This is a genomic window from Kocuria sp. ICS0012 (genome assembly GCF_001665945.1).
GTDB lineage: Bacteria > Actinomycetota > Actinomycetes > Actinomycetales > Micrococcaceae > Kocuria > Kocuria marina.
Map to the genome: position 1 here is coordinate 13,968 of NZ_LZMM01000058.1, position 21,167 is coordinate 35,134.

A 21,167-nucleotide genomic window follows, 5' to 3' on the forward strand; every position below is an offset into this window, starting at 1 on the left:
CCATGAACGAGCACAACACCGGCACCACCGCACGGGTGGCGATCGTGACCGGCACCGGACAGGGCATCGGAGCGGCCATCGCCGAGCCGCTGCACGAGGTCACTGAGGAGTGGACCCGCGAGATCGTGACCGTGGAGCGGCTCGGGGTGCTCACTGTGGCTCGCCATGTCCTGCCGCATCTGCGTGTGGCGGGAGCCGCGGGTCGGCGGGCGAGCTTGGTCGTGGTGTCGTCGGACAGGGCCAAGGCGGGCTCGTTCGGGGACGCGGTGTCGTCGGCCGCGCGGGCGGGTGTGCTGGGCATGGTGCGCTCCGTGGCGCGCGAGAACGCCGTGGTACCCATGATGGCCGATGCCGGGTGCCCGGGTCCCACGGACACCGCGATGTACCGCGAGCTCGCGGACGCCCAGGGCCTCACGGGGAAGGTCTTCTCCGGGATGACGCGGGGCATCCCCGCCCGCAGGCTCGGCACCCCCGAGGAGGTCGCGGCCACGATCCACTTCCTGCTCTCCCCGGGGACGGCCTACATCACGGGCCAGGCGATCTCGGTGAGTGGTGGGTTGACGATGTGATGGTGGCGCCGGGTCAGCGCGGGATGCCCGCCACGGCTTGCAGCCGGTGGCTGGTCATGCCTTCACGGTCGATGATCGGTAAGGCCCGCTGGATCCGCTCCTGGACGGCCGGGATCTGCAGGGACGCCTGATGGCCCTCCTCGGTGTCCCAGACCTCGGTGACCCACACGGCATCAGGATCCTCGGGATCGGTGGCAACGAGGTAGAGGCGGCAACCGGGCATGGGCTCGGCGGCGTCGTTCTCGGCCAAGATGCCCGCGAGCGCGTGCCCGTTCCCGGGGGTGGAGCGGAGGCATCCGTGGAGCATGAACAGGGCAGTGGTGTCGGCTGTCCCGATGGATGTCGTCATGGGGCCAATCTAACCGCTGTGTGGCGTGGAACACAGGGGTGCGGGCGGACAATGCCGGCGCTCCCGAAAGGGGCACGGACACCATGCCCCGGAACTGCTCCAGGGCATCATCTCCGGGCGCTTCGTCCGGGTGTGCAACGTCCAGACGGTGCCCGAGCGGCGTCGTAGTGTGAGCTCATGCGCCAGCGGACGACGACGGACACGGCAGCGCGCCCCGGCGCTGGCAGGGCGCTTTTCGCGGCGATAGCGGGAACGGTTATCGAGTGGTATGACTACGCGTTGTACGGCACCGCGGCCGGGCTCACCATCGGCCGCTGTTCTTCGCGGGATGGACTCCGGGGCGTCGCCCAGGGCGGCGGGCCCGCGGTATTTCCCCGGTCACGGCGCAGAGAATCACCGACCGGGAGGGCCGATAATCGCCTCACGCGTGTTCTGTCATCGCAGCGTGAGGGTTTCCACCGGCTGGCCTGTGACCGCGGCAATCAAGTCGAAGTCCTTGTCCATGGCCAGCACCGTCAGCCCAGCCTTCTCTGCACATGCTGCGATCAGCAGATCCGGAATGGACGGCGCACGATGCTGACCTCTATCGGCGAGCAACATCTGCACCTGGAAGGCACGGTCCTCCATCGCGGGCGTCAGATGTTCGATGGGCATCAGCGACAGCGGCGGCAGCCCGAACGCCTGACGCCCGCCTTCGCCGGAACGGGATGAGAATCCCAGTTCAAGTCGCGTGACCGTCGAGAGTCGAACCAGTCCTCGTTCGATGCGGGCATTCCAGTCCTCGAGGTGCGCGGCCTTCCCTGCCTGCATTCGTGCATACGCAGACTTGTCGATTAACCAGCCGGTCAGTGCCACGCGGCAGCCATGATGTCGTCATCCATGAGGTCGCCGAACGCGCGGGAGGAGCGCTCCCAGTCCTCAGTGGTCACCGTGGCCTTGTCGCCCGTCATGGCTGCCGCTGTCTCAAACTTCCGGCGCAGGAACTCGTTGCGGGATAGCCCCAGCGCGGATGCCTCCGCATCGATGCTTTCAACCGCCCTGTCACTGAGTCCCCGGATGAGGACATTCTTCATCGTCAGCACCTCCTCGAAGAATGCTATCGCGATATCGTTTAACGGAAAAGATCTCACCCACGCCCGTGTGCGGGCATCTCTCCGGCGACCGACACCGCCGTGGCGTCGGTCGCTTATGCGTGTCGGACGATCTTGGCACCGTCTCAGTAGTCGAATAAATTTTCGAATAATCAGGGAGGGTGAGCCACCATGACGGTGCTGGAGATGACGGAGACCGGGCAATACGAGGACCCGTGGGACACGGTTCCGGTGATCGGCGCGGGCATGCCGGTAGAGCGTCCCACGGGGCTGGTGGGCGGCTCCACGGACCCCGCCCTCGATGATCTCGCGGTGGTGTGTGACATCACCGGGACGCCGTGTGTGGTGACGTACCGCGGTGAGGAGCATCGCGTCCTGCAGCCCGCCGTTCGCTGGTACGAACGCCGGAATTGGTGGGACGTGGAGGTCCGCGTGCCGCGTGAGAGCCGCACGAGCGCGGTGGATCAGGAGCGGTGGCGGGTGCAGGTCGTCCGGCCCGGGGTGGTTATCGCACGCACCTTCGAACTGGTCCGGAACCAGTTCACCGATCAGTGGCGGGTGCTCCGTGTCAGCGCCGCATGAGACCGCCCGTGGTCGCTGTGCGGAGTCCTTCCGTGTCACTTCATGTCGCCCGCGGAGCCGTCCGCGATTGACAGAAGTTCGAATAAAGTTTCGAATATGGGCATGTGGTTCCCCCATCTTCACGTGGCCTCGGCCTTCAGCTCGCACTACGGTGTGGCGCGTCCGGAAGAACTCGCCCGGGCGGCCGCGTCCCAGGGAGCACAGGTCCTCGCGTGCACGGACCGGGACGGCCTCTACGGGGCCGTCAAACACGTGCTGGCATGCCGCGCGCACGGTCTCGCTCCCGTCCTGGGTGTGGACATCGCCCTGCTGCGGACCCCGCGCGCCGGCGCGGGAGGCGCGCAGGGCCGGGTGGCCGGGCAGAATCGGGCGGCCGGACAGCGACGTCGTCCGGCGGCACCCGTGGTGATCGGCCGGGTGGTGGTCCTGGCCACGGGACGCAACGGGGGAGCCGGGTACGCGGCCCTGTGCCGGGTGGTCTCCGCCGCCCACCGGGCTCATGACCGGCACGCGGCCCACCCCATCGGACTCAGCGCGGAGCAGTTGGCGCGGCACGTGCATCGTGCGGCGCGCCACGGTGATCCCGGGCTCGTGGTGCTGCTCGGCCCGGACTCGGACGTGGGTCGGCTACTCGTGGGACGGCACTACCACGCGGCGCGCACCGCGCTGAACCGATGGCGTCACGCGCTGCCCGCGGGGACCCTCGTGGTGGAGACGGTGACCCACCTGGCGCCCCAGGGTGCGCCCCTGAGCATGGGGCACGCGGTGCGGATGTTCCAGATCGGGCGGCAGGCGCAGCTGCCCGTGGTGCTCAGCAACGCCGTGCGCTACGCCCACCCGGGGCAGGCCGTGACCGCGGACGTCCTGGACGCCGCCCGGACCTTGATGTCCCTCGACGAACTGGCCGGGGCGGATCGCGGTGTGCTGCAACCCAACGGGCAGGGCTGGCTCAAGGACGGTGACGAGATGAGTCTGCTGGCCCGGGAGATCGCCCTCGCCGCGGACCACGGTCAGGCGGGACACGGCGCGCTGCTCGCGGACACCCACCACCTGGCCCAGCGCTGCCGTCTGGATCCGGAGGGGGATCTCGGGGTGGACCGTCCGGTGATCCCGGAGGCCTCGGTGATCGGGGTGAGCGGTGACCCGGACCGGGAACTGGCCCAGCGTTGCTACGCGGGACTCGCCCGGTTGCATGCCGGCGAGGACTGGGACCGCACCGTGCCCGGACTCAACCGGGAGTCCCTGCGCGGACGGTTGGAACGGGAACTCGCGGTGATCGCCCAGCTCGGCTTCGCCGGGTACTTCCTGACCGTGGGGGAGGTCTCGGAACTGATGAGCGGCATGGGTGTGCGTCACGCCGCCCGCGGTTCCGGGGTCTCGTCCCTGGTGGTCCACCTGTTGGGGATCTCACCGGCGGATCCGCTCGAGTACGACCTCGTCTTCGAGCGCTTCCTCTCCCCGCTGCGCCCCAGCCTGCCGGACATCGACATCGACATGGAGAGCGCGCAACGCCACGCCGTCTACCACCGGATCTTCGAACGCTTCGGCCCCCGCCGCGTCACGCTCATGAGCATGCAGAACGCCTACCGCTCCCGCGGAGCCGTGCGGGACGCCGGACTAGCACTGGGGCTCGAGGCCCAGGAGGTGGACCACGTGGCCACCCAGTTGTGGCGCGTGCCCGGGGGCACCCTGCGGGAGGAGATCGCACGCCGGCCCGAACTCGCCCCGCTCGCGGAGCGGCTGCGCAACAACCGGCAGTTGGACCTGCTCGTGGATCTCACCGAACGCCTCGACCGACTACCCCGGCACATCTCCATGCATCCGTGCGGGGTAATCCTCTCCGACACCACCCTGTTGCAGCGCACCCCCGTGCAGGCCAGCGGGATCGGGCTGCCCATGTCCCAGTACGACAAGCACGACATGGACCCCATGGGGCTGATCAAACTCGACATCCTGGGCGTGCGCATGCAGTCCGCCCTGGCCCACGCCGTGGAGGAGATCACCCGGTTGCGACCCCACGAACCCCCGCCCAGCCTCGACACCATGCCCCGGGACGACCCCGACACCTTCCGGCTGATCAGCTCCACCCACACCCTGGGGTGCTTCCAGATCGAGTCCCCCGGGCAGCGGGAACTGATCGGGACCATGGGACCGGAGGAGTTCAACGACCTCGTCGTGGACATCTCCCTGTTCCGCCCCGGGCCCATGCAGGCCGCCATGGTCCGGCCCTACCTCAACGCCCGCCACGGCTGGTCCACGCCCACCTACCCCCACCCGGACCTCCAGGAGATCCTCGCCGAGACCCGCGGGGTGGCCGTCTACCACGAACAGATCATGCGCATCATGGACCGGATGACCGGGTGTGGTCTGGCCCGCGCGGACATCTGGCGGCGACTGCTCGGCTCTGCCTCGGAGGAGCCCGTGGAAACCGCTTTCCGCGACGGCGCCCGCGCTCGCGGCTACGCCCCGGACGTGATCGACACGGTGTGGGGGATCCTGCACGCGTTCGGCAGTTTCGGTTTCTGCAAGGCCCACGCGGTGGCCTTCGCGGTGCCCACCTATCAGTCGGCGTGGTTGAAGACCCATCACCCGGAGGCGTTCATGGCCGGGGTGTGGGAACATGACCCCGGGATGTACCCCGCCCGCCTGCTCGTGGGGGAGGCCCGCCGCATGGGGATCCCCGTGCTGGGCCCGGACGTCAACCGCAGCACGGACCACCACCGGGTGGAGTCGGTCACGCCGCGGCCAGGGACCGTGGTCTCGGGGGACCTGGACCGGGGGATCCCCCACACCCAGGACGGTGCGTGGGGGATCCGCATGTCCCTGGGTTCCATCACGGGGATCAGCGCCGCGGAGATCGAACGTCTCGTGGCCGCCCAGCCCTACAGCACCCTCGCCGAACTGCGGGTGCGCGCCCGGCCCACCCGGCGCACGCTGCAACGGCTCGCGGAGGCGGGCGCCCTGGACTCCCTGTTGCACCGCGCCGAGACGCGGGCCTCCCACACGGACATGGTCCACTTCCTGCGGGAACAGGCGGATCGGCCCGCGACCGGGCGCGGGACCTCGGCCCGTGCGCAGCCCGGGGAGGGGCAGCTGGCCCTGCCCCTCGGGGACGTGGACCTGGCCGCCCTTCCGGCGCGGCTGCCTGAACCGAGCACGGGGGAGCGGGTCAAAGCGGAGATGGACACCATGCGCATCGAGGTCAGCGCCCACCTCATGGACTCGCACGGTGAGCTCATGCGTTCCTACGGGGCCACCCGCGCCGAGGACCTGTTGGGGTTGCGCAACGGCACCGAGGTGATCGTAGCTGGCGTGCGGGTCTCCACCATGACCCCGCCCATGCGCAGCGGCAAACGCGTGGTCTTCATCTCCTTGGACGACGGCTCCGGGGCCGTGGACTGCACGTTCTTCGACGAGGCCCAGGCCGCCTCCGGTGAGGTACTGTTCGCCCCCACGCTGCTGTTGGTCCACGGCCACACGCGCCGCACGGGCCCGCGGGGGATCGGGATCCAGGTGGCCCAGGCGTGGGACCTCTCCCGCCCGGAGACCCTCCCGGATCCCCGGTCCCTGCTGGGTTCGCGGCCCACACCGTCCCGTCCGCCGCGACCGGAGTCCGCTGAGGGCCCCGGACGACGCCGCAGCCACGGCCCCGAACGGCCCGGTGCCTCCCGGGGCCGCGCTCCCCAGGGGGACAGCGCCGTCGCCGGTGCGCACCCCCGCACCAGAACCGAGGTGAAACCCCAGGTCAGAAGGTGAATAACCGGCGCGCGGCTCGTGCCCCACGGGACACCGGGGCGCCACGTGGCCGTAACGCGGTGACCCTAGCGTGTGACTCACCCACCGCCCGTCGCGGTCGGATGCTCACCGCCCGTAGTAGCCGGACCCCCTCCGCCCGCAGCGGTCGGAACCCTTCGCACCAGGAGCACCACATGACCGAGAACACCTCACGTCCCTCGCGCCGGAACCTGATCACCGGAGGCAGCGCCATCGCGGCCGCCGGTGTGCTCGCCGCCGCGCCGTCGACCGCCCACGCGGCACCGGCGCTTGTGACCCAGCACGGCCACGGTCACAGCCGGATGCCCCTCTCCTTCGGGCGCAACGGCAGGTTCAAGATCGTCCAGTTCAACGACACCCAGGACGGCCCGCGCACCGACCGGCGCACCATCGAGCTCATGAACAAGGTGCTGGACCGGGAGAAGCCCCAGTTCGTGCTGATCAACGGGGACGTGATCGACGGTTCCCCGCGCACCGACCGCGAGGTCAAGCAGGCCGTGAACAACGTGGTGCTGCCCATGGAGTCCCGGGGCATCAAGTGGGCGGTGACATTCGGCAACCACGACGAGGACTCCACCGAGGAGCACGGCACCGGGATGCGTGAACCGCAGTTGGTCGAGTTCGTGCGCCAGTACAAGCACAACCTCAACCCCGGGGACGACCAGAAGGTCTTCGGCTCGTCCAACGCCCAGCTGTTGATCCGCGGGTCCCGCGGCCACGCCCCCGCGTTCGCCGTGTGGTTGCTGGACTCCGGCCGGTACGCGGAGGAACGCCCCGGCGGGCAGGACCGTGAGGGTCTCATGGGCTACGACTGGATCCGTCCCCAGCAGATCCGCTGGTACAACGACCTCTCGGTGGAGACCGAGCGCCGTTACGGGAAGAAGATCCCGGGGCTCATGTACTTCCACATCCCCACGTGGGAGCACCACCACATGTGGTTCGGTCAGCAGTTCACTTCGGACGAGTCCGGGCACGCGGCCGCCGTGAAGCGTCACGGGATCGTGGGGGAGAAGCACGAGAACGTCTACACGGGCATGGTCAACTCGGGGATCTACGCCGCGGTCCTGGAACGCGGGGACGTCCTGGGCCTGTACTGCGGCCACGACCACATCAACACCTACATGGGCAACTACTTCGGGGTCGAACTGGGCTACGGCCCCGGCACGGGTTTCGGGACCTACGGGCTCAACGACGGCACCCGTGACGAGCACACCCTGCGCGGTGCCCGCGTGTTCGAGCTCGACGAGCGCACCAAGCGCGTCTACACCCGCACGCGCCTGGTCTTCGCCAAGGACCTCGGGATCGACATGAGCCCCGAGACCCAGCCCATCGACCACCCCGAGCGCTTCCCGCGCTACGTGCGCGGCTGAGCCGCGGGCACCGGGACTGGGCCCCGGGTCCGTCCTCGCGCCCGGGGCCCGACGCCCTGCCCGCAGCCCTGCCAGGGGTTCGACGGCGCGGCCCCGCTCCACGACGCCGCGCGCCGTCGTCCGCGGCACGGTACGCCGCGACGTCGTGGGTCGGGAGTGCTGTGCAAAACTGTGAGGCATGGCGAAAAACAGTGGCGGGGGAGATCTGCTGCAGACCGTGGACCAGGTCACGGAAGAGGCGATCAACATCGCGTACCGCTTCGACCAGAAGCTGCAGCGATGGCGTCAGGGACGGGCCGTGCAGCGCGGGGACATCCCCACCATGCTCGCCTTCGACGGCTACGGCAGCCCCCGCTACGTGCGGGCCCTGGGGCGCGTGCTCCTCAAGACGGGCTTGCTGATCGAGGACACCGACGACGCCGCGGAGTCGATCCGCGGGTGGCGTTCCTTCACGTCCGTGCCCTTCGCGTTCGCCCACGTCAACGTGTGGTTGGGCGAGCACGAGTTCCACCTCGTGGCGGACAAGGGCGGCGTGATCGACGTGGACCTCAAGGTCTCCATGACCCCCGGGGTGCACACCATTTACATGCAGGCCGAGGGCTCGGAGGTCACGGAGGCCAAGGTCACCGTGGTCTCGGACGAGCAGCACGTGGGGGTCGTGTGCGACGTGGACGACACCGTGATGGTCACCGCCCTGCCCCGCCCCATGCTCGCGGCCTGGAACTCGTTCGTGGCCAACGAGCACGCGCGCATCCCCACGCCGGGGATGTCCACCATGATGGACCGGCTGCGCCGCAGCCATCCGCACGCACCCTTCCTCTATCTCTCCACGGGGGCGTGGAACGTGGCGCCCACCCTGCGTCGGTTCCTCACGCGCAACGCGTACCCCGCCGGAGCGCTGCTGCTCACCGACTGGGGGCCCACCACGGAGCGCTGGTTCCGGTCTGGTTCCCAGCACAAGGTGCAGAACCTGCAGCGTCTGGCGCGCAACTTCCCCCACGTGCGGTGGATCCTGATCGGCGACGACGGTCAGCACGATCCGCAGATCTACTCGGGCTTCGCGCAGCGTCACCCGGACTCGGTGGCCGCCATCGTGATCCGCAACCTCTCACCCACCGAGGCCGTCCTGGCCGCGGGCACCCGCGCCTCGGAGGGCCATCACGTGACCGTTCCGGAGGGCACGCTGTGGATCGAGGCCAACGACGGCGCCTCCATCTCGGATCAGCTGAAGGACGCCGGGTTGCTCTGAACCCGCGCGGGCCACGGGGGCCCCCGCATCCGGGCGCCCGTCGACCCGCCCCGAGCACATTGTCGGATGCACCCCCGAACGGAGGAACCATGGCACACACGACCCTCGGCATCACCGGCGCCACGGGACGCATCGGCGGGGCCGTCTCGCGCCGGCTCGAAGAACGCGGCGTCGCCCACCGGCTGCTCGTGCGTTCCCCGCACCAGGTCGCGTCCCACGTGGCCGCAGCGAACGGCCTGCTCGACGCCGCCACCATGGACTTCGCCGACCCGGAAGGGGCCGCGGAGTCGATGGCGGGACTGGACACTGTGTTCCTGGTGTCCGCGTCCGAATCGGCGGATCGCAAGCAACAGCAACTGGCCATGGTCGAGGCGCTGTCCCGCGCGGGCGTGCGCCGGGTGGTCTACACGTCCTTCGCGGCACCCGCACCGGACGCGACCTTCACGTTCGCCCGCACCCACTACGCCACGGAGCAGGCCATCGAGCGCGCCGGTCTCGAGTACACCTTCCTGCGGGACAACTTCTACCTGGACGTCTTCCCGGACTTCGCCAGCGCCGACCGCGTCCTGCGCGGGCCCGCCGGGGACGGGCGGGTCGCGGCGGTGGCCCGCGCCGACGTCGTCGACGCCGCGCTCGCGGTGCTGCTGGATCCGCGAGGGCACGAGCGCGCGGCCTACACCCTGACCGGTCCCAGTGCACTCACCCTGGACGAAATGGCGCGGATCATGACCCGTGTGACGGGGCAGGACCACCGCTACGAGCCCGAGACCCTCGAGCAGGCCCGGGCGTCCCGCGCTGGCTACGACCCCGAGCCGTGGCAGATGGAGGGCTGGCTCTCCACGTACACGGCGATCGCCTCGGGGGAGCTCTCGCGCGTCACGAACGACGTCCAGATGCTCACCGGGCACGCGCCCCGCTCTCTCGAGGACGTGCTGCGCGGCGCGTGAGACACGCTGTGCAAAAAAATTTTTCGTGACTTCCCCCGCCCGTCTTGTCCACATGGGCCCCGCGAGAACCGCGTGTTCTCAGGGCTCCCGGACGCGGCCCCTGTGGACAACCCAGGGAAAAGACAACATCCCCCTGTGGATCACACGACCACATCATGTTGGGTCCTGTTCCGGCACACGACACTAGATGTAGTATTGACGTAGATCTTCAACCACCTGGCGCACCACCCGGATCCAGAGCCGAACGGCCCCGGAAGCGCCCGAAAATTGGTACTTCCCGCAAGGAGAATGGGCTATGTCTGTCACCGTGTATTCCAAGCCGTCGTGCGTCCAGTGCAACGCCACCTACCGTGCTCTCACCAAGAAGGGCATCGACTACACCGTCGTGGACGTCACCGAGGACACCGCCGCCTACGAGCACGTGGTGGGCCTGGGATACCAGCAGGTCCCCGTCGTGGAGACCGCCACCGAGCACTGGTCCGGCTTCCGCCCGGACAAGATCAACGCGCTGGCCCTGCTGCGCTCCGCCTGAGCCGGAAACGGACGGGCCGCCGCGGGCGGCCTGGCACCACCCGGGCGAGTGGCCCCGAACCCCACCGCCAGCCCGCCCCCGGAATCACACGAATTGGTACGACCCCCCCAGAATCGAAGTGACCCGGCATGAGTGCTCTCGCCACGGTTCTCGCCCAGGCGAAGGAGCGGGAACTCCATCGCACACCCGTCGTCGCGGGGGATGATGCACCCCTAGTGGTGTACTTCTCCTCCGTGACGCGCAACACGGACAGGTTCGTCACCAAACTCCCGGTGCGGTCCGTCCGGTTGCCCCTGAAGACCACCGAGACCGCTCCCCGCATTGACGAACCCTACGTGCTGGCAGTGCCCAGTTACGGGCGTCCCGGGGGAGCGGGATCGGTCCCACCGCAAGTCGTGAAGTTTCTCAACGATCCCGTCTCGCGCGCGCACCTGTTGGGGGTGCTCGGCGCGGGCAACACCAACTTCGGCCCCCTGTTCTGCGTCGCCGCGGAGAAGGTCGCAGCCAAGTGTCAGGTTCCCCTGCTCTACAAGTTCGAGCTCATGGGAACCGACGAGGACGTCGAGAAGGTTACCCAAGGATTGGACAAGTTTTGGCAAGCATCCATGCAACCCCGGGCGTGAGCGTCGAACCCGGTCACGAGGATCCCACCTGCCCCGAGAAGTACCGCGGGCTGGGCTACCACGAGCTCAACGCGCTGTTGAACCTCTACGACGCGGACGGCAAGATCCAGTTCGAGGCCGACCGCCAGGCCGCGCGACAGTACTTCCTGCAGCATGTGAACAAGAACACCGTGTTCTTCCACGACCTCGAGGAGAAGCTCAAGTACCTCGTGGACCACCAGTACTACGAGGCCGAGGTGCTCGAGAAGTACAGCTTCGAGTTCGTGAAGGCGCTGTCCAAGCAGGCCTACGGCTACAAGTTCCGGTTCCAGACCTTCCTGGGCGCGTTCAAGTTCTACACGTCATACACGCTCAAGACCTTCGACGGTCAGCGTTACCTGGAACGGTTCGAGGACCGCGTGGTCATGGTGTCCCTGTACCTCGCGGACGGGGACGAGGCCCTCGCGCAGCGGCTCGTGGCGGAGATCATCTCCGGACGGTTCCAGCCGGCCACGCCCACGTTCCTCAACGCGGGCAAGAAGCAGCGCGGCGAGCTCGTCTCGTGCTTCCTGGTGCGCTTCGAGGACAACATGGAGTCGATCGGGCGCAACATCAACTCCGCGCTGCAGCTGTCCAAGCGCGGCGGTGGCGTGGCGTTCGCGCTGACCAACCTGCGCGAGTCCGGTGCGCCCATCAAGATGATCGAGAATCAGTCCTCCGGTGTCATCCCCGTGATGAAGCTGCTCGAGGACTCCTTCTCCTACGCCAATCAGCTGGGTGCCCGCCAGGGCGCCGGCGCGGTGTACTTGAACGCCCACCACCCGGACATCCTCAACTTCCTGGACACCAAGCGCGAGAACGCGGACGAGAAGATCCGCATCAAGACCCTCTCGCTGGGTGTGGTCATCCCGGACATCACGTTCGAGCTGGCCAAGAAGGACCAGGACATGTACCTGTTCTCCCCGTACGACGTGGAGAGGATCTACGGCGTGCCGTTCGCGGACGTCAACGTGAGCGAGAAGTACCACGAGATGGTGAACGACTCCCGCATCGCCAAGAAGAAGATCAACGCCCGCGAGTTCTTCCAGACCGTGGCGGAGGTGCAGTTCGAGTCCGGGTACCCGTACATCATGTTCGAGGACACGGTGAACCGCGCCAACCCCATCGACGGCAAGATCATCATGTCCAACCTGTGCTCCGAGATCCTGCAGGTCTCCGAGCCCTCCGTGTACAACGAGGACCTCACGTATGCGCAGGTGGGCAAGGACATCTCGTGCAACCTGGGGTCCATGAACATCGCCATGGCCATGGAGTCCCAGGACTTCGGCGCGAGCATCGAAATCGCGATCCGCGGTCTCACGGCGGTCTCGGACATGTCCAACATCGACTCGGTGCCCTCCATCCGGCGCGGCAACGAGATGTCCCACGCAGTGGGCCTGGGGCAGATGAACCTGCACGGGTACCTCGCCAAGGAGCACATCCACTACGGCTCGACCGAGGGCGTGGACTTCACCAACATGTACTTCTACGCGGTGACCTACCACGCGATCCGCGCGTCCAACCTGATCGCCAAGGAGCGCGGCGAGTCCTTCGTGGGCTTCGAGAAGTCGGCCTACGCGAGCGGCACGTTCTTCGACAAGTACGTCGACGGCGTGTGGGAGCCCGCCACGCCGCGCGTCGCCGAGCTGTTCGAGCGGGCGGGCATCGCCCTGCCCACCGCGGACGACTGGCGTGAGCTGCGCGAGAAGGTCATGGCGGACGGGATGTACAACCAGAACCTGCAAGCGGTCCCGCCCACGGGGTCCATCTCGTACATCAACAACTCCACGTCCTCGATCCACCCGATCGCCTCGCGGATCGAGATCCGCAAGGAGGGCAAGCTCGGGCGTGTGTACTACCCGGCGCCGTTCATGGACAACGAGAACCTGGAGTACTTCCAGGACGCGTACGAGATCGGCTACGAGAAGATCATCGACACGTACGCCGCCGCGACCCAGCACGTGGACCAGGGCCTGTCCCTCACGCTGTTCTTCAAGGACACCGCCACCACGCGCGACATCAACCGCGCGCAGATCTACGCGTGGCGCAAGGGCATCAAGACCATGTACTACTCCCGCATCCGCCAGCTGGCGCTCGAGGGTACCGAGGTCGAAGGCTGCGTCTCCTGCATGTTGTGATCCCCGCCGTCTCCTGACGGCACCGCGTCGGCAACGACGCCGCTCCCGCCCCACCCGGGTCTCTTAGCCGGGTGGGGCGGGAGTTTTTCCCTGAAGTCCGGCCCTGGCCGGGGATATGCTGACGGAACGGTCGAGACAGTGAATCGGCCAATGCCGGAGCACCGCATCCCTGGGAGGAACCGCATCATGACCACCGCGGAATCGACCCCCCAGAAGCAGTGCTCGACAGGAATCCAGGGTGCACCCGCGTGGTACACCGAGGAACAGATCGTGCGGGCGGTTCCCGCCGAGCGTGCACGTCGGCTTCTCGAAGCCACGCTGCGTTCCGGATTCCGCCCGGAAGATGACCCCGCGCGCAGCAATGTCTCCGCCGGCGAGGGCCACCTGCTGTTGATGCCGTCGGTCATTGGTGACTGGGCAGGCATCAAGGTCGCATCGGTCTCGCCCGGGAATCCCGAACGCGATCTGCCCCGCATCCAGGCCACCTACATGCTCATGGACTCGGCCACCCTGAGTCTTCGAGCTCTGCTGGAAGGCAACGTCCTCACCACCCTACGGACCCCCGCGATCTCGGCCGTGGCCACCGATTACCTGGCCCCGAAGGAGGCGACCAAGCTCGTGGTGTTCGGCACGGGGCCGCAGGCGCTCGCCCACATCGCGGCATTCGCCGAGATCCGCTCGTTCACGGAGGTCGTGGTGTGCGGCCGGACTCCGCGCAAGGTGGACGCCGCCGTCGACTACGCCCGCACGCTGGGTCTCGCGGCCCGATCGGGGGACGCGAGCGAGGTACGCGACGCGGACGTGGTGGTGTGCACGACGTCGGCGGCGGAGCCCCTCTTCGACGGTGCCCTGGTGCCGGACACCGCGGGCGTCGTGGCCATGGGATCCCACGAGCATGTTCCGCCGGCGCATTCGGACGTCGCCGTGCAGGATCCCCCACATGGCCAACCCCACCGAGAAGAGCGTGAACGCGGCGAGTCCGTGCAGCCAGGTCAGGCCGTGGGGGTGGATGAAGGTTGGGGTATCCAGCGCGCGCCATCAGGACAACTGGCGCGCGGAGGACTATCCGAGGGAGCTGCGTCATGCTGCTCAATGCCCTGGCCGAGGTCAGTAACACCACCACGGCCGGCATTAAGTTCTACCGTCGGGAGGGACTGTCGCCCGCCGGTACCAGGCTCACCGCCACGCGGCAGGACTACGATCAGGGTCACGCGGAACGCCTGCAGCTCATCCGGGTACTGCGGGAGGAGGCCGGTGCCACGATCCCCGACATCCGTGCGCTGGTCACCCTGATCGACGATCCGCGGCGGGCCCCTCGTGGACGCCCTCGAAATCGCCCAGGCGCTCGCCGCGGGCCTGTCACCTGCCGAGGCCAGCGGGCCCCCGGAGCGCCGGGAGGATCCGATGATCCGGGACATGCTCACGCAGCTGGGGTGGCCGGACGTGGCAAGCGGGCCGCGCCGGGCGCTCGGTGAGTTGTTGGAGGGCGTGCGGGCCACTGGGTCACCCGTGGACCGGGGGAGACGCCGTCCTGGGACGTCATCGTGGCCCGCGCGGTGCGGGGAATGGTCTCTTACAATCGGCTGACCCGGGTGCTGCGGGCTCTGGGCCATGTCTCCCACTCGGTGCGCGCCGCCGGGTCGTAGGTCAGCGGTGGCACTCGAAAGGCCCCGGAAAGTAGTGTTCCGGGGCCTTGTCTGGTGCGCGATACTGGGATCGAACCAGTGACCTCTTCCGTGTCAGGGAAGCGCGCTACCGCTGCGCCAATCGCGCTCAATGTTCATCATATTGAACGAGGTGGTTGCACCGAGGTGGAGACGGGATTCGAACCCGCGTAGACGGCTTTGCAGGCCGCTGCCTAACCACTCGGCCACCCCACCGGGGACCAGATCCTTGGAGGACAAGGTCTCAGGTCTCGACCAGGGTCGAAAACTGCGAGCGGACGACGGGAGTCGAACCCGCGACCCTCACCATGGCAAGGTGATGCTCTACCAGCTGAGCTACGTCCGCATTGTCGGTCGATCGAGGCCCTGGAACTCAGTGCTCCGTTCTTCCGAGCGGAAACTTTATCACAAGACTTCATGCCCTTCCGTGCTTGTCCATCCGGGGTGTTGCCATCGGAGGACTTCGCTTTCGGGGCGCTGCCAACGAGCAAGAACATTACCCACCGGAGCGGGTCCGGGCAAATCGATCGCGGACGCCGGGGAATTTGCCGTTCCTGGACGAAGTGTTCTAGAGTCTTCAACGTTGCAAGCGCGATTGGCGCAGCGGTAGCGCGCTTCGTTCACACCGAAGAGGTCACTGGTTCGATCCCAGTATCGCGCACGGTAACGAGGAACCCGGTCCCGGGAGGGGCCGGGTTCTTTCGTGTCCAAGGCCGATCGGACCGGTCGGTCCGGCCCCGACCGCGTGAAGTCCGGCTCCTGGACGGACGTCCGAGCCCGCTCCGCCCGGGTGAGCCCGTGATCGTTGTCCGTGTCTGGACCCCTTCCTACGCTGAGCCCATGACTCAACCCCGCTTGGCCCAGCAGACCGCCACCGGCCGGATGTACGCCCGGAGTGAGGGAGGGGACCTCGAGGTCCCCTCCATCACCACGGTCATCGGGTGCGAGGCCAACGACCTCGGGGGCTGGTACGCCTACACCGCAGCGCAGGCCCTGGCCACGGATCCCCAGTTGCCGGACGCGCTCCGGGACACGCGGCGTCGTCGTTCGCTCGTGAGCCACGCGGCCAAGGCGGCGGAGCGGCACCGGGACCACGCGGCGCAGCGCGGTGACCGCGTACACGACTACTGCGAGCAGCTCGCGCTGCGGGCCATGGGCCGCGACCACGAGGTGGACCGGGCCCGGGACACGCTCGCAGAACACCACGAGACCCGATTCGCGGACAGTGCGGACCAATGGTGGCAGTTGTTCCGCCCCGAACCGCTGGCCGCGGAGATCACGGTATGGAACTCCACGGTGGGCTACGCCGGCACTCTGGATCTCGTGGCACGCATCGGCGGCAAGGTGTGTCTGATCGATTACAAGACCCGCGGGACCGACCGCGCCGGGCGGGTCAAGGCCCCGGACCCCAAGGTCGTGACCCAGTTGGTGGCCGGGCTCAAGGCCGAGGAATCCCTCGTGGACGCTACGGCGGGGGAGTGGGAACCGTGGCGCTACCGGGACGCGGAGGTCTTGATGGCCGTGGCGATCGGTGAGACCGAGGCGCTCACCGTGCAGGCCGCGCCCGAGCACCTCCCCGTGCACTGGTACAAGTTCTGCGCCCTGGCCAAGGTGTGGGCGCGCAATTCCCAATTGGCCACCGCCGGGGCGCAACTGCGCAGCATCGCGCCCCCGCCCCTGGATTCCCTCCCCACGGGTCGCGTGGCGGGCGGCACGCAGGTCGTGACGGCCGAGACGGTCGCGGGCCCCGCCGTAGACTGACAGGCACACCCCGTCCCACGACCCCCATGAGGAGTGCACTCCGCGGTGAGTATTCTGCGCATTCGTACCATCGGTGACCCCGTCCTGCGCACCCCGGCCCAGGAGGTCACGCAGTTCGACGACGCCCTGGCTGCCCTCGTCCGGGACATGATCGAGACCATGTACGCCGTGGGCGGTGTGGGTCTGGCCGCACCGCAGGTGGGCGTGGGTTTGCGCGTCTTCACGTGGGGCATCGACGGGGACGAAGGGCACGTGATCAACCCCCAGCTGAGCATGGGGGAGGAGCCGCAGGAAGGCGGCGAGGGCTGCCTGTCGGTCCCGGGCCTGTCCTACGAGACCCCCCGCGCCGAGCACGCCGTCCTCACCGGGGTGGATTGCCACGGCGAGCCCGTGCACCGTGAGGCCACCGGCCTGTTGGCCCGCTGCTTCCAGCACGAGAACGATCACCTGGGCGGCATGCTCTACGTCGACCGTCTCGTGGGTGACGAGCGCAAGGACGCCATGCGGCAGTTGCGCGCGCAGTCGTTCACGGACACGACCGCCCGTGTCACGCGCGAACGCGAGGCGCAGCGCGCGGGTCACTCAACATCGGACGCACACGACGCCGCTGGGTCGGCTTTCGGTGCGGCCCGCACCTCGGGTGCCGCGTCCGGCAAGGCCAGATCCGCATTCGGTGCCGCACACACGGCCGGTTCCGCGTTCGGCGCGGCGGGTGATGCCCGATGAGCCCCGACACGAACCAGCAGCCCCTCAAGATCCTGTACGCGGGAACCCCGGAGACCGCCGTCCCCCCGCTCGAGGCACTGCACCAGGATCCCCGGATCGAGATCACCGCGGTGCTGACCCGTGAGGACGCCCCTGTGGGCCGCAAGAAGGTCATGGCCCCGTCCGCGGTGGGTCGTCGGGCCGATGAGCTCGGACTGCCCGTGATCAAGGCCAATCGGGTCCGGGGCGAACTCCTGGACACCCTGCGTGACACCGGCGCGAGCATCGCGGCGGTCGTGGCCTACGGCGCCCTGCTGCCGCGACCGGCCCTGGAGGTCTTCGAGGACGGGTGGATCAACCTGCATTTTTCCCTCCTGCCCCAGTGGCGCGGCGCTGCCCCGGTGCAGCGGGCCCTCATGGCCGGGGACTCCGTGGTCGGGGCCACCACCTTCGTCCTGGACGACGGCATGGACACCGGCCCCGTGGTAGGCACCCTCACGGACGAGGTGCGTCCGGAGGACACGTCCGGTTCGGTCCTGGATCGGCTCGCACATGAAGGTTCGCCCCTGCTCGCGGAATCCTTGCTCGGTGTGGCCTCGGGCCGCGTGCACCCCACGCCGCAACGCGGTGAATCCACCGCTGCCCCTAAACTCACGGCCCAGGACGGGCGCGTCGATTGGTCACATCCCGCCGTGGCCGTGGCTCACCGGGTGCGCGGTGTGACCCCCGAACCCGGTGCGTGGACCGAACTCGACGGCCAGCGCTTCAAGCTCGACCGCGTGATCCCCGCCCCGGAGGTCACCGGGATCGCCCCGGGCCACGTGGAGCTGCGGGAGAAGCGGGTCTTCGTGGGCACCGGGTCCTACGCCGTGGAGCTGACCCGCGTGCAACCCAATGGCAAGAAACCCATGGCGGCCCTCGACTGGGCGCGCGGCAAGCAGAACACGGAACAGGTGGCCTTCGGATGAGTCGGGACCAGCAGCACCGCGGCCACGCCGGTAGCGGCAACGACCGGTCTCGGGGGAACAACCGCCGTCGTGACGATCGTCCGTTCCGTGATGCCGGCGGCCGGGGCCGCGACGACCGCTCGCCCCGCGACTCCGGTGGGCGCCGTGGTGACGACCGCTCGCCCCGGGAGGCCGGCGGGAGGGATCGACGAGCGGGGGACGGCTCGCGTCGCGACGCCAAGGGCCACGAGCGCAACCGCCTGGCCCAGCACGAGCGCTCCTACTCCGCGCAGGCGCCCTCGCAGCGTCGCAAGCGCTCCGATCCCGCACGGCTGACCGCATATCAGGCCCTGCGCGCGGTCAACTCGGAGGACGCCTACGGGAATCTCGTGCTGCCACGCCTGGTCCGTGAAAACCGCCTCGACAAGCGGGACGCGGCGTTCGCGACCGAGCTCGCCTACGGGGCCATGCGGTGGAGTGGCACGTGGGACGCCGTGCTCGAGAAGTGCGTGGACCGCCCGCTGGACCAGTTGGACCCCGCGGTGCTGGACGCCCTGCGCCTGGGCGTGCACCAGTTGCTCGCGATGCGCGTCCCCGATCACGCCGCGCTGGACGCGACCGTGGGTCTGGTGCGCGGGGAGATCGGGCAGGGACCCTCGGGACTCGTCAACGCCGTCCTGCGCAAGGTGACCCGGCGCAGCCACGACGAATGGCTGGACGCGCTCGCCGCCGAGCACACCGACGAGCTGCGGCAGCTCGGTGTCCGCCACGCCCACCCGGTGTGGGAGGTCCGCGCGTTGCGCCGGTCCCTGCGCGCCAACGGCCGAGACACCGCGGAGATCGAGGCCCTGTTGGAAGCGGACAACGAGGCGCCCCGTGTGCACCTCGTGGCCCTGCCCGGTATCGGCTCGCTCGAGCCCGCACTCGCAGCAGTCGCCGAACCCGGTGACCTGGTCCCGAACAGCGCGGTCAGCGCCGGGGGAGACGTCCACCGCGTCCCGGGCACGCGGGAGGGAACGGTGCGTGTCCAGGACGCCGGTTCCCAGCTCGTGGCCCGCGTGCTCGCGCAGGTGCCCGTGGCCGATGACAGCGGGGCGTGGGCCGACTTCTGTGCCGGACCCGGCGGGAAGGCGGCGCTGCTCGCGGCATTGGCCCACGAGCGCGGTGCCACGTTGCTGGCCAACGAGGTCAGCGGGCACCGTAGTGACCTCGTGAGCCAGGCGCTGTCGGCCGTGGACCACGAGGCGTGGCACGTCCGCACCGGCGATGCCCGGCAGATCCCGTCCGGCCAGGACACGCGTTTCGATCGGGTGCTCGTGGACGTGCCGTGCACCGGACTGGGCGCGCTGCGGCGTCGTCCCGAAGCGCGATGGCGGCGCACGCCGTCGGACGTCGCGAACCTGGCCCCGCTGCAGCGTGAGCTGCTCGACGCCGCGCTGGACGCCACCCGCCCCGGCGGCGTGGTGCTCTACGCCACGTGTTCGCCGCACACCGCCGAGACGCACGACGTGCTCCAGGACGTCCTGGCGCGGCGCGGCGACGTGTCGGTCCTGGACACCGCGCAGCTCGCCCTGGATGCCGCCCTGCCCGGCGCGCTCGACGACGCTCGGGCGGCGGGGCACGACGTCCCCGGCGGGGGTACGAGTGTGCAGTTGTGGCCGCACGTCCACGGAACCGACGCCATGTTCATGGTCGCGCTGCGCAAGAGCGCGTGAGCCGCGGCTCGGTCATTGATCCGGAACTATTCCCAGGAGGAACCATGTCCCGCTGTGACATCCACCCGTCAATCCTCTCCGCGGACTTCTCCCGGCTCGCGGAGGAACTCCAGCGCATCTCGAACGCGGATGCGGCGCACGTGGATGTGATGGACAACCACTTCGTCCCCAATCTGACCCTGGGGTTGCCGGTCGTGGAACGGTTGCAGGCCGTCTCCCCGATCCCCCTGGACCTGCACCTGATGATCGAGGACCCGGACCGGTGGGCCCCGGCGTACGCGGAGGCCGGGTGCGCATCCGTGACGTTCCACGCGGAAGCCGCCACGGCGCCGATCAAGCTCGCGCGTGAACTGCGCGCGGCGGGTGCCCGTGCGGGACTCGCCGTACGCCCGGCCACGCCGATCGAGCCGTACCTGGACCTGCTGCCCGAGCTGGACATGTTGCTCATCATGACCGTGGAACCCGGCTTCGGCGGCCAGAAGTTCCTGGACGTGACCCTGCCCAAGCTGCGCCGCGCCGCGGCGGCGGTCAAGGCCCACGGGGGCACGATCGCGCTGCAGGTGGACGGCGGGATCACTGAGGAGACCATCGTGCGCGCCGCGGAGGCCGGGGCGGACACGTTCGTCGCCGGTTCCGCGGTCTACGGCCAGGACGACCCCGCCGCCGCGATCGAGGCACTCCGCAGGACCGCGCGGGAGCACCGGGCCTGAATTTATGCGCGCCCCGATGACGGGTCCGCGGAGAACGCCTTGCCTGTCAGCGCAGGTCCAGGAGTTCACGCAGTTCCGTGAAGGCGCCGCGCACCACGGTGTAGTGCGCCCACTTGCCGCGCTGCTCGCGTGTGAGCAGTCCGGCGTCCACCAGCTTCTTGAGGTGATGACTCACGGTGGGCTGGCTGATGTCGAGGACGTCCAGCAGGTCGCAGGCGCACACTGCGTCGCAGCCCTGCGTGGCGATGTGGGAGAGCAACCGCAGGCGCGTCGGGTCGGAGAGCGCCTTGAGCTTCGCGGTCATGCGCTCGGCCTCGCCGGCCCCGAGCGGCGAGGAGGCGAGCGAGCAGCACTCGGTTGCTTTCTCATCGATCAGCTCGGGTCGTTGCGCGGGTGCTTTCATACCGAGATTTTACATTGACG

General features: G+C 68.8%; 19 protein-coding genes, 4 tRNA genes and 1 pseudogene. 17 read left to right on the top strand and 7 right to left on the bottom strand.

The window, feature by feature from the left end; all coding sequences use genetic code 11:
• Positions 1-2 precede the first annotated feature (2 nt).
• Positions 3-569, top strand: coding sequence for an SDR family NAD(P)-dependent oxidoreductase (locus A5728_RS09480; RefSeq protein WP_064846800.1), 567 nt, complete (start codon positions 3-5; stop codon positions 567-569).
• A 13-nt stretch (positions 570-582) separates the two neighbouring features.
• On the opposite strand, the gene A5728_RS09485 is transcribed toward A5728_RS09480, so the two are convergent.
• From A5728_RS09485 to A5728_RS09495, 3 genes are all read right to left on the bottom strand, one after another.
• Positions 583-918: a putative quinol monooxygenase gene (locus A5728_RS09485; protein ID WP_064846801.1), complete on the bottom strand. Its 336-nt coding sequence runs from the start codon at positions 916-918 to the stop codon at positions 583-585.
• A 435-nt stretch (positions 919-1,353) separates the two neighbouring features.
• Positions 1,354-1,773, bottom strand: coding sequence for a PIN domain nuclease (locus A5728_RS09490; RefSeq protein WP_064846802.1), 420 nt, complete (start codon positions 1,771-1,773; stop codon positions 1,354-1,356).
• A complete protein-coding gene (locus A5728_RS09495; RefSeq protein ID WP_064846803.1) occupies positions 1,764-1,991 on the bottom strand; it encodes a hypothetical protein in 228 nt (75 codons plus the stop codon). The genes A5728_RS09490 and A5728_RS09495 overlap by 10 nt, the downstream gene beginning before the upstream one ends.
• Positions 1,992-2,180: 189 nt before the next feature.
• Between A5728_RS09495 and A5728_RS09500 the strand changes: the two genes are divergently transcribed.
• From A5728_RS09500 to A5728_RS13665, 10 genes and pseudogenes are all read left to right on the top strand, one after another.
• Positions 2,181-2,591, top strand: coding sequence for a hypothetical protein (locus tag A5728_RS09500; protein ID WP_064846804.1), 411 nt, complete (start codon positions 2,181-2,183; stop codon positions 2,589-2,591).
• 102 nt (positions 2,592-2,693) lie between these two features.
• Entirely contained in the window at positions 2,694-6,347 is a 3,654-nt protein-coding gene (locus tag A5728_RS09505) for a DNA polymerase III subunit alpha (RefSeq protein ID WP_082943385.1), read from the top strand.
• Positions 6,348-6,520: 173 nt separating this feature from the next.
• On the top strand, positions 6,521-7,735 hold the full coding sequence (locus A5728_RS09510; protein WP_064846805.1) for a metallophosphoesterase family protein: 1,215 nt from the start codon (positions 6,521-6,523) through the stop codon (positions 7,733-7,735).
• Positions 7,736-7,913: 178 nt separating this feature from the next.
• Complete coding sequence (locus A5728_RS09515) at positions 7,914-8,984, top strand: App1 family protein (protein WP_064846806.1); 1,071 nt, start codon at positions 7,914-7,916, stop codon at positions 8,982-8,984.
• Positions 8,985-9,073: 89 nt separating this feature from the next.
• Complete coding sequence (locus A5728_RS09520) at positions 9,074-9,931, top strand: NAD(P)H-binding protein (protein ID WP_064846807.1); 858 nt, start codon at positions 9,074-9,076, stop codon at positions 9,929-9,931.
• A gap of 295 nt (positions 9,932-10,226) precedes the next feature.
• A complete protein-coding gene (gene nrdH / locus A5728_RS09525) occupies positions 10,227-10,463 on the top strand; it encodes a glutaredoxin-like protein NrdH (protein ID WP_064846808.1) in 237 nt (78 codons plus the stop codon).
• 128 nt (positions 10,464-10,591) lie between these two features.
• Positions 10,592-11,086, top strand: a complete 495-nt coding sequence (nrdI, locus tag A5728_RS09530; RefSeq protein ID WP_064846809.1) for a class Ib ribonucleoside-diphosphate reductase assembly flavoprotein NrdI — start codon at positions 10,592-10,594, stop codon at positions 11,084-11,086.
• The gene (gene nrdE, locus A5728_RS09535; protein WP_064846810.1) at positions 11,083-13,242 is read left to right on the top strand and encodes a class 1b ribonucleoside-diphosphate reductase subunit alpha; all 2,160 of its coding nucleotides are present in this window, start codon (positions 11,083-11,085) and stop codon (positions 13,240-13,242) included. The genes nrdI and nrdE overlap by 4 nt, the downstream gene beginning before the upstream one ends.
• Before the next feature lie 186 nt (positions 13,243-13,428).
• A pseudogene (locus tag A5728_RS14980) lies at positions 13,429-14,118 on the top strand (ornithine cyclodeaminase family protein); the annotation flags it as partial.
• 206 nt (positions 14,119-14,324) lie between these two features.
• Positions 14,325-14,717, top strand: coding sequence for a MerR family transcriptional regulator (locus A5728_RS13665; protein WP_231885603.1), 393 nt, complete (start codon positions 14,325-14,327; stop codon positions 14,715-14,717).
• A 223-nt stretch (positions 14,718-14,940) separates the two neighbouring features.
• On the opposite strand, the gene A5728_RS09550 is transcribed toward A5728_RS13665, so the two are convergent.
• The 3 genes from A5728_RS09550 to A5728_RS09560 form a co-directional block, all read right to left on the bottom strand.
• Positions 14,941-15,015 (bottom strand) — tRNA-Val (locus A5728_RS09550).
• Positions 15,016-15,051: 36 nt separating this feature from the next.
• A tRNA-Cys gene (locus A5728_RS09555) sits at positions 15,052-15,122 on the bottom strand.
• 57 nt (positions 15,123-15,179) lie between these two features.
• Positions 15,180-15,252, bottom strand: a tRNA-Gly gene (locus tag A5728_RS09560).
• Between the two features lie 243 nt (positions 15,253-15,495).
• Between A5728_RS09560 and A5728_RS09565 the strand changes: the two genes are divergently transcribed.
• The 6 genes from A5728_RS09565 (at position 15,496) to rpe (ending at position 20,744) form a co-directional block, all read left to right on the top strand.
• A tRNA-Val gene (locus tag A5728_RS09565) sits at positions 15,496-15,567 on the top strand.
• Between the two features lie 179 nt (positions 15,568-15,746).
• A complete protein-coding gene (locus tag A5728_RS09570; protein WP_064846812.1) occupies positions 15,747-16,667 on the top strand; it encodes a hypothetical protein in 921 nt (306 codons plus the stop codon).
• 45 nt (positions 16,668-16,712) lie between these two features.
• A complete protein-coding gene (gene def, locus A5728_RS09575; protein ID WP_064846839.1) occupies positions 16,713-17,393 on the top strand; it encodes a peptide deformylase in 681 nt (226 codons plus the stop codon).
• Positions 17,390-18,340, top strand: a complete 951-nt coding sequence (locus A5728_RS09580) for a methionyl-tRNA formyltransferase (RefSeq protein WP_064846813.1) — start codon at positions 17,390-17,392, stop codon at positions 18,338-18,340. Before def ends, A5728_RS09580 begins: the two co-directional genes overlap by 4 nt.
• Entirely contained in the window at positions 18,337-20,034 is a 1,698-nt protein-coding gene (locus tag A5728_RS09585) for an RsmB/NOP family class I SAM-dependent RNA methyltransferase (protein ID WP_064846814.1), read from the top strand. The genes A5728_RS09580 and A5728_RS09585 overlap by 4 nt, the downstream gene beginning before the upstream one ends.
• Positions 20,035-20,078: 44 nt before the next feature.
• The gene (gene rpe / locus A5728_RS09590; protein WP_064846815.1) at positions 20,079-20,744 is read left to right on the top strand and encodes a ribulose-phosphate 3-epimerase; all 666 of its coding nucleotides are present in this window, start codon (positions 20,079-20,081) and stop codon (positions 20,742-20,744) included.
• A gap of 46 nt (positions 20,745-20,790) precedes the next feature.
• On the opposite strand, the gene A5728_RS09595 is transcribed toward rpe, so the two are convergent.
• Positions 20,791-21,147, bottom strand: a complete 357-nt coding sequence (locus A5728_RS09595; RefSeq protein WP_064846816.1) for a helix-turn-helix transcriptional regulator — start codon at positions 21,145-21,147, stop codon at positions 20,791-20,793.
• Positions 21,148-21,167: the final 20 nt, after the last annotated feature.

Excerpts from the sequence above, each read along its gene's own strand:
- A5728_RS13665 (WP_231885603.1), top strand. The coding sequence starts at position 14,325 with ATGCTGCTCAATGCCCTGGCCGAGGTCAGTAACACCACCACGGCCGGC.
- rpe (WP_064846815.1), top strand. The coding sequence starts at position 20,079 with ATGTCCCGCTGTGACATCCACCCGTCAATCCTCTCCGCGGACTTCTCC.
- A5728_RS09595 (WP_064846816.1), bottom strand. The coding sequence starts at position 21,147 with ATGAAAGCACCCGCGCAACGACCCGAGCTGATCGATGAGAAAGCAACC.
- A5728_RS09505 (WP_082943385.1), top strand. The coding sequence starts at position 2,694 with ATGTGGTTCCCCCATCTTCACGTGGCCTCGGCCTTCAGCTCGCACTAC.
- A5728_RS09510 (WP_064846805.1), top strand. The coding sequence starts at position 6,521 with ATGACCGAGAACACCTCACGTCCCTCGCGCCGGAACCTGATCACCGGA.
- A5728_RS09580 (WP_064846813.1), top strand. The coding sequence starts at position 17,390 with ATGAGCCCCGACACGAACCAGCAGCCCCTCAAGATCCTGTACGCGGGA.
- A5728_RS09480 (WP_064846800.1), top strand. The coding sequence starts at position 3 with ATGAACGAGCACAACACCGGCACCACCGCACGGGTGGCGATCGTGACC.
- A5728_RS09495 (WP_064846803.1), bottom strand. The coding sequence starts at position 1,991 with ATGAAGAATGTCCTCATCCGGGGACTCAGTGACAGGGCGGTTGAAAGC.
- A5728_RS09500 (WP_064846804.1), top strand. The coding sequence starts at position 2,181 with ATGACGGTGCTGGAGATGACGGAGACCGGGCAATACGAGGACCCGTGG.
- nrdI (WP_064846809.1), top strand. The coding sequence starts at position 10,592 with ATGAGTGCTCTCGCCACGGTTCTCGCCCAGGCGAAGGAGCGGGAACTC.
- A5728_RS09520 (WP_064846807.1), top strand. The coding sequence starts at position 9,074 with ATGGCACACACGACCCTCGGCATCACCGGCGCCACGGGACGCATCGGC.
- A5728_RS09515 (WP_064846806.1), top strand. The coding sequence starts at position 7,914 with ATGGCGAAAAACAGTGGCGGGGGAGATCTGCTGCAGACCGTGGACCAG.
- A5728_RS09570 (WP_064846812.1), top strand. The coding sequence starts at position 15,747 with ATGACTCAACCCCGCTTGGCCCAGCAGACCGCCACCGGCCGGATGTAC.
- nrdH (WP_064846808.1), top strand. The coding sequence starts at position 10,227 with ATGTCTGTCACCGTGTATTCCAAGCCGTCGTGCGTCCAGTGCAACGCC.
- A5728_RS09485 (WP_064846801.1), bottom strand. The coding sequence starts at position 918 with ATGACGACATCCATCGGGACAGCCGACACCACTGCCCTGTTCATGCTC.
- A5728_RS09585 (WP_064846814.1), top strand. The coding sequence starts at position 18,337 with ATGAGTCGGGACCAGCAGCACCGCGGCCACGCCGGTAGCGGCAACGAC.